Origin of the sequence: Neomoorella sulfitireducens (genome assembly GCF_024733845.1) — a bacterium.
GTDB lineage: Bacteria > Bacillota > DSM-521 > Neomoorellales > Neomoorellaceae > Neomoorella > Neomoorella sulfitireducens.
On record NZ_JANRHG010000024.1, the window covers coordinates 1 to 9587 of the forward strand.

11 protein-coding genes are annotated in these 9587 nt (G+C 55.1%); all 11 read left to right on the forward strand.

The annotated features are described in order from the left end of the window. Positions 1 to 237 (forward strand): NADH-quinone oxidoreductase subunit A (locus NWF31_RS14285; protein WP_258361179.1); only part of this gene is annotated, 237 nt, incomplete at its 5' end. Continuing rightward, positions 228 to 728, forward strand: coding sequence for an NADH-quinone oxidoreductase subunit B (locus NWF31_RS14290; RefSeq protein ID WP_258361180.1), 501 nt, complete (start codon positions 228 to 230; stop codon positions 726 to 728). The genes NWF31_RS14285 and NWF31_RS14290, both read left to right, overlap by 10 nt. Before the next feature lies 1 nt (position 729). Beyond that, a complete protein-coding gene (locus NWF31_RS14295; RefSeq protein ID WP_258361181.1) occupies positions 730 to 1179 on the forward strand; it encodes an NADH-quinone oxidoreductase subunit C in 450 nt (149 codons plus the stop codon). Between the two features lie 3 nt (positions 1180 to 1182). Next, the gene (locus NWF31_RS14300; RefSeq protein ID WP_258361182.1) at positions 1183 to 2298 is read left to right on the forward strand and encodes an NADH-quinone oxidoreductase subunit D; all 1116 of its coding nucleotides are present in this window, start codon (positions 1183 to 1185) and stop codon (positions 2296 to 2298) included. A gap of 36 nt (positions 2299 to 2334) precedes the next feature. Continuing rightward, positions 2335 to 3375: an NADH-quinone oxidoreductase subunit NuoH gene (nuoH, locus tag NWF31_RS14305; RefSeq protein WP_258361183.1), complete on the forward strand. Its 1041-nt coding sequence runs from the start codon at positions 2335 to 2337 to the stop codon at positions 3373 to 3375. Between the two features lies 1 nt (position 3376). Continuing rightward, positions 3377 to 3781 (forward strand): NuoI/complex I 23 kDa subunit family protein, encoded by a 405-nt coding sequence (locus NWF31_RS14310; protein ID WP_258361184.1) that lies wholly within the window; start codon positions 3377 to 3379, stop codon positions 3779 to 3781. Next, positions 3774 to 4280, forward strand: coding sequence for an NADH-quinone oxidoreductase subunit J family protein (locus tag NWF31_RS14315; protein ID WP_258361185.1), 507 nt, complete (start codon positions 3774 to 3776; stop codon positions 4278 to 4280). Before NWF31_RS14310 ends, NWF31_RS14315 begins: the two co-directional genes overlap by 8 nt. Continuing rightward, positions 4277 to 4585 (forward strand): NADH-quinone oxidoreductase subunit NuoK, encoded by a 309-nt coding sequence (gene nuoK / locus NWF31_RS14320; protein ID WP_258361186.1) that lies wholly within the window; start codon positions 4277 to 4279, stop codon positions 4583 to 4585. The genes NWF31_RS14315 and nuoK overlap by 4 nt, the downstream gene beginning before the upstream one ends. A gap of 27 nt (positions 4586 to 4612) precedes the next feature. Further along, a complete protein-coding gene (gene nuoL, locus NWF31_RS14325) occupies positions 4613 to 6487 on the forward strand; it encodes an NADH-quinone oxidoreductase subunit L (protein ID WP_258361187.1) in 1875 nt (624 codons plus the stop codon). Next, a complete protein-coding gene (locus NWF31_RS14330; RefSeq protein ID WP_258361188.1) occupies positions 6484 to 8013 on the forward strand; it encodes a complex I subunit 4 family protein in 1530 nt (509 codons plus the stop codon). The genes nuoL and NWF31_RS14330 overlap by 4 nt, the downstream gene beginning before the upstream one ends. Next, the gene (locus NWF31_RS14335; protein WP_258361189.1) at positions 8013 to 9443 is read left to right on the forward strand and encodes an NADH-quinone oxidoreductase subunit N; all 1431 of its coding nucleotides are present in this window, start codon (positions 8013 to 8015) and stop codon (positions 9441 to 9443) included. Before NWF31_RS14330 ends, NWF31_RS14335 begins: the two co-directional genes overlap by 1 nt. The last annotated feature ends 144 nt before the right edge of the window (positions 9444 to 9587 follow it).

Here is a 9587-nt window from a genome sequence, read left to right on the forward strand (position 1 = left end):
ACCTATGAATGCGGCCTGGAAACCCGGGGGTCGACATGGATTCAGTTTAAAGTAAGTTATTTTTTGTATGCCCTGGTTTTTCTATTGTTTGATGTTGAAACCGTCTTTTTATACCCCTGGGCGGTACGCTTTCAAGTACTGGGGCTATTTGCTTTTATTGAAATGATAATTTTTATTGGTATCCTGGTCATTGGCCTCTGGTATGCCTGGAAGGAGGGTGCTTTAAAGTGGCTGTAACCAGGTTAAGACCGCCTGAACCCCAAGTGCCTGACAACATTATCCTGTCAACGGTAGACTATATGCTTAATTTCTGCCGGGCCCATTCCTTCTGGCCGCTGACCTTTGGACTGGCCTGCTGCGCCATTGAAATGATGGCTGCCGGCGGCGCCCGTTATGATATTGCCCGCTTTGGCTACGAAGTATTCCGGCCTTCACCGCGCCAGGCTGATTTGATGATTGTGGCAGGAACGGTAACGAAAAAAATGGCACCCCTTTTACGGCGCCTTTACGATCAGATGCCGGCGCCGAAGTGGGTGATCGCCATGGGGAGCTGTGCCATCAGCGGCGGACCTTTTGTGGATTCTTATAACGTTGTGCCCGGAGTAGATACTATTGTGCCGGTAGACGTCTATGTTCCCGGGTGCGCCCCGCGGCCGGAGGCATTGATTAATGGCCTCCTGCAGCTGAAGAAAAAAGTTATCAATCCTAAAGCAGTGCTGGTGAAGTAACATGACCATGTTAATAGAAGAAATCCAGGACCACTTCCCCGGAGTGCAAATCGAGCAAGGTGTTGACATGCCAGTCATGGTTGTACCGGCCGACCGGCTGCTGGCAGTAATGGAGGAGTTAAAGGAAAAACAGGGTTTTAATTTTTTGTCCGGCCTGACGGCAGTAGACTATAAAGATGAAGACCGGATAGAGATGGTATACCATTTGCTGGCTGTGCCGGCAGCAAAGATGGTGAGGGTTAAGGTAAACCTCAACCGCCAGGAGCCGGAAGTTCCCTCGCTAACGGCTATCTGGCCGGCAGCGGAAGTACAGGAAAGGGAAGTCTTTGATCTAATGGGGGTTATTTTTCAAGGGCATCCCGACCTGAAACGGATTCTCTGCCCCGACGATTTTACCGGTCATCCACTGCGCAAGGATTTCCAGTTAAATGCCGGCGAAGGGAGGGAATAAATAATGGCCGTTATCAGGGAGGATTTGCAGACCCAGGAAATCGAGCTCAATATGGGCCCCCAGCACCCCAGTACTCATGGCGTATATAGGGCCCTCTTAACCCTGGATGGAGAAAAAGTAGTAAAGGTTGAAAATATAATTGGTTATCTGCACCGGGGCATAGAAAAGCTGGCTGAGGACCGCACTTACACCCAGGTTATTCCTTACACTGACCGTCTTGATTACCTGGCCGGGATGCTGAACAACCTGGGATATGTCCAGACGGTGGAAAAGCTCATGGGTATTGAAGTGCCGGAGCGGGCCGAGTACCTGCGCATTATCATGGCCGAGCTGTCGCGGCTGGCCAGCCATATGGTAATGGTAGCTTCCATGGCCCTGGACCTGTCCGGCTGGACGGCATGGTTTCCGCCTTTCCGGGAGAGGGAGCGGATACTGGATCTTTTTGAGATGACCTGCGGCTCGCGCCTGACGGTGAGCTATATGCGTATCGGTGGCGTGGCTGCCGACATCCCGCCGGGCTTTTTGCCGGCCCTGGAAGCTTTTTTAAATGATTTACCCCAGATGATCGCCGAAGTGAACCACTTGATTACCGGGAATGAAATTTTCCAGGCCCGCTGCCGGGGTGTGGGCAAGATTGACCTGGAGACAGCCCTGGCCTACGGCATTACAGGGCCGAACCTGCGCGCCTGTGGACTACCCTTTGACCTGCGCAAAGCGCGCCCGTACGGCATTTATGACCGCTTTGAATTTGATATCCCCACTTTAAACAACGGGGATAGCTACGACCGTTTTGTTATTCGTCTCCTGGAAATGGAACAGAGCGCCCGCATTATCCGCCAGGCCGTGGCCGGGCTTCCCGAAGGGCCGGTAATGGCCAAAGTGCCCCGGGTGATCAAACCGCCCAGGGGAGAAGTTTATCACCAGATCGAAGGCGCTAAAGGGATCCTGGGCTTTTATCTCGTGAGTGACGGCAGCAATAAGCCTTACCGCCTGCACATTCACAGCCCCTCCTTTGTTAACCTGGGCGCCTTGCCTAAAATTGCCGCAGGTGGTAATATCCAGGATTTTGTTGTCAACATTGCCTCGATTGATATAGTTCTGGGTGAAGTTGATCGGTAAGCGGGAGTTTTGCTTAAGGGAGAGGATAGATGGGCTATGGAAAATATCTTTACTGGCATAGCCGCCTATTTAGAGGGGCTTCTGGCCGGGGCGCCGCCGTGGGCCCAGACCATAAGCATGGGCCTCCTGTACCTAGTGGGTGTCCTAGCCTTTATATTTCTTAACGCCCTTTATTTGATTTACCTGGAACGGAAAATAAGCGCCTATATGCAACAACGCATCGGGCCCAATCGCCTGGGTCCCCATGGCCTCCTCCAGTCGGTGGCCGACGCGGTAAAGCTACTGGGCAAGGAAGATATTATCCCCCGCGGGGCCGATAAATGGGTTTTCATTATTGCGCCGGTAATAATCTTTATCCCGGCGGTCATGGTATATGCCATCATCCCCTTTGGCAAAGGGATGATACCTGTTGATTTAAATATTGGTGTCTTTTACTTCCTGGCCGTGGCCTCGACCACAACCATCGCCATTTTAATGGGCGGCTGGGGGGCCAACAATAAATACGCCCTGCTGGGGAGCATGCGCTCGGTCGCCCAGATGGTGAGTTATGAAATCCCCCTCACCTTTTCTATCCTGGGGGTAATTATGCTGGCCGGGTCTTTGCAGACTTCCCGTATTGTTGCCGCCCAGGAAAACGTATGGTTTATTCTCCTCCAGCCGGTGGCCTTTCTTATTTACTTTATAGCGGCTACGGCCGAAGTGAACCGCGGTCCCTTTGACCTGGTGGAAGGGGAGCAGGAGATCATCGCCGGGCCCTATACGGAATATACCGGGATGCGCTATGCCCTTTTTTATCTCTCGGAGTATGCCAACCTGGTAAGCGTATCGGCCCTGGCGGTAACCCTCTTCCTGGGGGGCTGGCACGGGCCATGGTTGCCGTCGTGGTTATGGTTCTTGATTAAAGTCTATATCATGATCTTTATTTTCATGTGGGTACGCTGGACCTTTCCCCGCATTCGCATCGACCACCTGCTGGGCTTTAACTGGAAGGTACTGTTACCCCTGTCCCTGGCCAATATCCTGGTAACGGGTGTGGGAATAAAGATTTACCAATTGCTAACATTGGGGAGGTGGTAGGATGTTCGGGCGAGGTTTGCTCAAAGGTCTAAGGACTACCTGGCATTTGGGTTTCGGCAAAGCCATTACCGAACAATACCCGGAAAGACGGCCCAACCTGCCCCCGGCTTCCCATGGTTCCCTATACCTGGAAAGGGAAAAGTGCATTGCCTGCGGTATATGTGCCAACGCCTGCCCCAACAATGTCATAACCGTTGAAAGCGAGCGCGACGAGCAAAAGAAACGCCGGCTTACGGGTTACCGGGCAAAATTGGGCCAGTGCCTTTTCTGCGGCCTGTGCGTGGAAAGCTGCCCCCAGGACGCCCTGCACTGGCGGCCCGACTTTGAACTGGCCTGCTATCGTCATGAAGATACCGAACACGACCTGCTGGCCGGCCCGGAAGCGGAGGTGAAAAAAGGTGCCTGATACAACTGCCCTCTTCTTCTGGTTGCTGGCGGCAATTGTTATTGCTTCCGCCCTGGCCGTCGTCTTATTAAAAAATATCGTGCACAGCGCCCTGTTCCTGGTTTTAACCTTTGCCGGCGTTGCCGGGCTCTATATCTTGTTAAGCGCCGAGTTCCTGGCGGCGGTGCAAATCCTGGTCTATGCCGGTGCTATTGCCGTCCTGATTGTATTTGCCATTATGCTGACCCGGCGGGGCGATATCCGCGCCAGCAACCTGTTTAACGTCAATTACCTGGCTGCTGCCGTTGTTTCCCTGGTCCTCTTTGTCATTGCCGCCCTGGCAACGGGCCGTATGACCTGGATGACCACTACCGGTCCCGGCCCGGGCAGCAATGTCGGGGCCATCGCCGAGGCTTTTCTTGGCCCCTATGCCGTTCCTTTCGAAGTAGCAGCCATACTCCTGCTGGTGGGTATGGTCGGGGCCATACTCCTGGCGAGGGGAGGGAAACAGGACCAGTGATTACCTTAAATCACTACCTGGCCCTGGGCGGCCTGCTTTTCTGTATCGGCCTGTTCGGCGCCCTGGCCAAGAAAAACGCCGTTGCCGTATTAATGGGAATCGAACTCATGCTCAATGCGGTCAATATAAACCTGGTGGCTTTCAATCATTTCCTGGAGCCGGCGCGGGTGACAGGCCAGGTCTTTGCCATTTTTGTCATTGTCGTGGCCGCTGCCGAAGTGGCCGTCGGCCTGGCCCTGGTCTTAAACATTTATCGCCGGCGCCTGGAAAGCAATGTGGATGACCTTGACTGGATGAAATGGTAATTTGTCAATAAGGCAGGTGATATCCCCTTGACCAGTTATGCCTGGTTAATCCCGGTTCTTCCGGCAATTGCCTTTCCAATAATTGTATTCATTACACGAAAAGTGCGTTTTTTGAGCGCCCTGGTGGCCATCGCCGCCATTGCGGCCAGCTTTGTCATGGCCGTTGGCGTATTACAGGAAGTTTTCCTCCTGGGTATAACTATGGAACACCCGGTGGAATATGCCGTCCCGTGGCTCCAGATCCCGGGGCTTTTAAAGATTGAAGCGGGGATCTTAATCGACCCCCTGACGGCCGTCATGCTCCTGGTGGTTACCCTGGTGGCCCTGCTGGTCGAGATTTACTCGGTGGGATACATGCATGGCGACCCTGGATTTTCCTCCTTTTTCAGCTACCTGTCCCTTTTCAGCGCCTCCATGCTGGGTCTGGTCCTGGCCAATAACTACTTTATGATCTTTTTCTTCTGGGAACTGGTGGGACTATGTTCTTACCTGCTGATCGGTTTCTATTATCATAAACCCGAAGCGGCCCGGGCGGGCCTCAAGGCCTTTGTCACCAACCGGGTGGCCGACTTCGGTTTTATGCTGGGCTTTTTCTTCCTCTTTGCCATGTTCGGGACCTTTAATTTCCGGGAACTGGCAGAGGCCATACCGGGCTATCAAAACACCGCCTTTTTAGCCCTGGCGGCGGCCCTGGTGTTTATCGGGCCCATCGGCAAGTCGGCCCAGTTTCCCCTCCACGTCTGGCTGCCTGACGCCATGGAAGGCCCCACGCCGGTAAGCGCCCTTATCCATGCGGCAACCATGGTGGCGGCGGGTGTTTATTTGCTGGCCCGGGCCTTTGTCCTCTTTGCCAGCCTGCCGGACGTCATGCTTCTGGTGGCCTATGTAGGCGGCTTTACGGCCCTGTTTTCGGCCACCATTGCCGTGGCCCAGCGGGACATCAAGCGAATCCTGGCCTACTCCACCATGAGCCAGCTGGGCTACATGGTTATGGCCATGGGGGTAGGCAGCATGACGGCCGGTATGTTCCACCTAATGACCCACGCCTTCTTTAAAGCCCTGCTGTTCCTGGGCGCCGGCAGCGTAATTCATGCCCTGGAAGAGCAGGATATTTTCCGCATGGGCGGCCTGTACAAGGATATGAAGGTTACCACAACTACGTTTGTCATCGCCGCCCTGGCCCTGGCCGGGTTACCGCCCCTGGCGGGTTTTTGGAGCAAGGATGAGATCCTGGCCGCAACCTTTGACCATGGTTTTACCGGCCTTTATATCCTGGGCACCCTGGTAGCCTTCCTGACGGCCTTCTATATGTTCCGCTTGATCTTTGTAGCGTTTTTTGGCAAGCGGCGCGCCGGGTTACACGGCCATGAGTCCCCTTTGACTATGACCGTGCCCCTGCTTATCCTGGCCGTGCTTTCGGTAGTCTCCGGTTTTGTGGGTACGCCCTTCACCGAACACGGCTTCAGTACCTTTGTTTATTACGGCGAGCCCCATCACGTTGAGCCCAATTATGCCGTCATGCTCATTTCCGTACTTGTCGCCCTGGCGGGTATCGGCCTGGCCTGGCTCTTCTACGGCCGTCCCAGCGACGTGCCCGAAAGAATAGCGAACCGTTACCGCAGTCTCTACAACCTGCTGGTAAACAAATATTATATCGACGAAATCTATCTGTGGCTTTTCCGCCGCGTCGTCCTGGGGCTGTCGGAAGCCTTCAACTGGCACGACCGGCATGTAGTTGACGGCATCTTTGACGGTGTCGGCGATATGACCCGTATCTCAGGCCGGAAACTCCGCCTCCTCCAGACGGGGAACTTGCAGACCTATGCCCTGGTTATCTTTACCGCCGTAGTGATTATTGCCCTCTGGATGGCGGCACCGGTGTTTGGAGGTGTGGTCCAGTGAATTTTCCCATCTTGACGGCTATTATGCTGGCGCCGGTGGTAGGACTCCTTTTTATCCTGTTAATCCCGGAAAGGGAAGAGTTGACTATCAAAATCACCGCCGCTGTGGCCACTTTTGTTTCCCTGGTGCTGGCCATCGTGGCCTACGTGCTCTATGATAACGGTCGAGGCGGCCTGCAATTCCTCCAGGATGTTTCCTGGGTGCCGTCTTTTGGCATTAATTACTCCGTCGGTGTCGACGGCATGAGCATGCCCATGGTACTGCTGACGGCCATAGTAATTTTTACGGGCGTCTTTGCCTCCTGGGATATGACCAAACGGGTGAAGGAATTTTTTATTTTCCTGTTGATGCTGGTGACGGGTGTCTTCGGGGTCTTCATCAGTCGCGATCTCTTTTTCTTTTACCTCTTCTTTGAGGTAGCGGTGATACCCATGTACCTTTTAATAGGCATCTGGGGCAGCACCAGGAAAGAATACGCTGCCATGAAGCTTACCCTTTACCTCCTGGTCGGCAGCGCCTTCGCCCTGATCGGCATTATTGCCACCTTCCTGTACGCTGCCCAGCAGCTGGGCCATGCTACCTTTGATATCCAGACCCTGGCGGCAGTTAAGTATGACCTAGGCTTCCAGAAATTTGTTTTCTTCTTGATGTTAATCGGCTTCGGCGTGCTGGTGCCCATCTGGCCCCTGCACCTGTGGTCACCGGACGGCCACGTGGCCGCGCCGACGGCGGTCAGTATGCTCCACGCCGGCGTCTTGATGAAACTGGGTGCCTACGGTCTCATCAGGGTGGGCGTTTTCCTCTTCCCGGAAGGGGCCAAATACTGGGCCCCCCTGATTGCCGTCCTGTGTATTGTCAATGTCGTCTACGGGGCCATGATCGCCATGGTCCAGAAGGACCTGAAGTTTGTCATCGGCTACAGCAGCGTCAGCCACATGGGCTACGTCCTGCTGGGGATAGCGGCCTTAAATACCCTGAGCCTGAACGGGGCGGTAGCCCAGATGTTCGCCCACGGCATCATGACAGCCCTCTTCTTTGCCCTGGTAGGGAATGTTTACCATAAGGCCCATACCAGGGAAATCGCCCGTTTCGGCGGCCTGGCCCACCAGATGCCGCGGGTAGCCGCCGGCTTCCTTATTGGCGGCCTGGCTTCCCTGGGCCTGCCGGGGCTTAATAACTTCGTGGCCGAGTTTCTCATTTTCATTGGCTCCTTTACCAGGGACCAATCTTTGCTGGGCGGCCTGCTTTCCTACCGCATCCTCTCGATCCTGGCCATTTCGGGGATTGTCATAACGGCCACCTATGTTTTACGGGTGGTCAAGAACACCTTCTTTGGCCCGCGGAAACCCGAGTGGGACCACCTGGAAGATGCCCGTGGAGTAGAGATGGTCCCCATTGTTGTATTGGTGGCCACCTTGATCCTCTTTGGCCTGCTGCCATCCCTCCAGATTGACATGATTAACAGCGGCGTAGCCCCGCTCGTAGCTAAAATAGAAGCTGCGAAGGCGATTGGGGGTATCTTTTAATGGCTAGTCTGCAGTTACTAACGGTGGAAATATTGACGGCGGCTTTGGGCCTGGGGCTGCTGGCTTTAGGCCTTCTGGTACCCCAAAAAGACCGCCGCGGTATCGGCTATGTAGCAGCCGCCGGCCTGGCCGGTATAATGGGGGTAGCTTTAAGCATGCGGGACGCCAGCGGGGTAGTCCTCCAGGGCTATGTTATTGACCCCTTCGGCACCTATTTCAAAGTTCTATTCCTGGCCGCCGCCCTGCTGGCTGCGGTTTGTTCCTTCGAGTATGTAGAAAAGATGGGCTTTAACCAGGGAGAATATTATGCCCTGCTGGTGCTGGCCACCCTGGGGATGATGATCCTGGCATCTTCCGGTGAGCTCATCAGCCTGTACCTGGGCCTGGAACTGATGACCATCGCTTTCTGCATCCTGGCAGCCTACCGCCTCGACGATGCTAAATCGGCCGAAGCCGGTATCAAGTATGTCCTCCTGGGAGCCATGTCCTCGGCCATCCTCCTGTACGGCCTGAGCCTGGTCTACGGCGCCGGCGGGAGCACGGTAATTAAAGAAATTGCACGGGCAGTTGCGGCCGGCGGCGCCAGCCCGGCCCTCATCCTGGGCACCATCTTTATCCTGGCCGGTTTTGCTTTCAAAGTAACGGCCGTGCCCTTTCACATGTGGTCGCCCGACGTTTACGAAGGTGCGCCGACGCCGGTAACCGCTTTCCTCTCGGTGGCTTCCAAGGCCGCGGGCTTTGCCGCCCTGGTAAGGGTTTTCTTCGGCGCCCTGCCGGACCTGCACAATTTCTGGGTCCAGCTCTTTATCGCCCTGGCAGTGCTGACCATGGTCCTGGGGAACCTGGTGGCTATTCCCCAGACCAATATCAAGCGACTGCTGGCTTATTCCAGCATCTCCCAGGCCGGCTACCTGCTTCTTGGCGTTGTATCTTTCTCGGTCCTGGGCATCGGCGCCATCATGTATTACGCCATGCTCTACGTCTTCGGCAACATGGGCGCCTTTATGGCAGCCACGGCATTTTCCAACGCCGATGGGAGCGATGAGATCAGGGATTATGCCGGCCTGGCCAGGCGTTCGCCCCTGGTGGCGGCGGTAATGCTTTTTTCCCTCCTGTCCCTGGCAGGAATACCCCCCATGGCCGGCTTCGTCGGCAAGTTATACCTGTTCATGGCCATTATATCCCGGGGCTATATCTGGCTGGCCATCCTCGGTATCCTTATGAGCATGGTTTCCGTCTACTACTACCTGCAGGTGGCCAAGGCCATGTACCTGGGCAACCCGCCGGAGGAGAGCCAGCCGGTACGGGTAACTCCTGGACTGCAAATAGCCATGATAGTTTCCCTGTTGATCCTCTTCATCCTGGGGATTTACCCGACCCCCCTGACCAATTATGCCATGAACTCGGCGGTAGCCTTCTTTATGCCGTAAGGCTACGTGATTAGTGCCATTATCTAAGCCTTTTGCCATCAAGGCGAGGTGAACCGGCATGACTGTGGCACGGCGGCGGCGCGGCCGGCAGGGCGAGGCGGCCGCCGCTGCCTGTTTAGAAGGCAGGGGCTACCGCATCCTGGA

Coding starts and splice junctions, on each gene's coding strand:
- NWF31_RS14295 (WP_258361181.1), top strand. CDS start 730: ATGACCATGTTAATAGAAGAAATCCAGGACCACTTCCCCGGAGTGCAA.
- NWF31_RS14300 (WP_258361182.1), top strand. CDS start 1,183: ATGGCCGTTATCAGGGAGGATTTGCAGACCCAGGAAATCGAGCTCAAT.
- nuoH (WP_258361183.1), top strand. CDS start 2,335: ATGGAAAATATCTTTACTGGCATAGCCGCCTATTTAGAGGGGCTTCTG.
- NWF31_RS14310 (WP_258361184.1), top strand. CDS start 3,377: ATGTTCGGGCGAGGTTTGCTCAAAGGTCTAAGGACTACCTGGCATTTG.
- NWF31_RS14335 (WP_258361189.1), top strand. CDS start 8,013: ATGGCTAGTCTGCAGTTACTAACGGTGGAAATATTGACGGCGGCTTTG.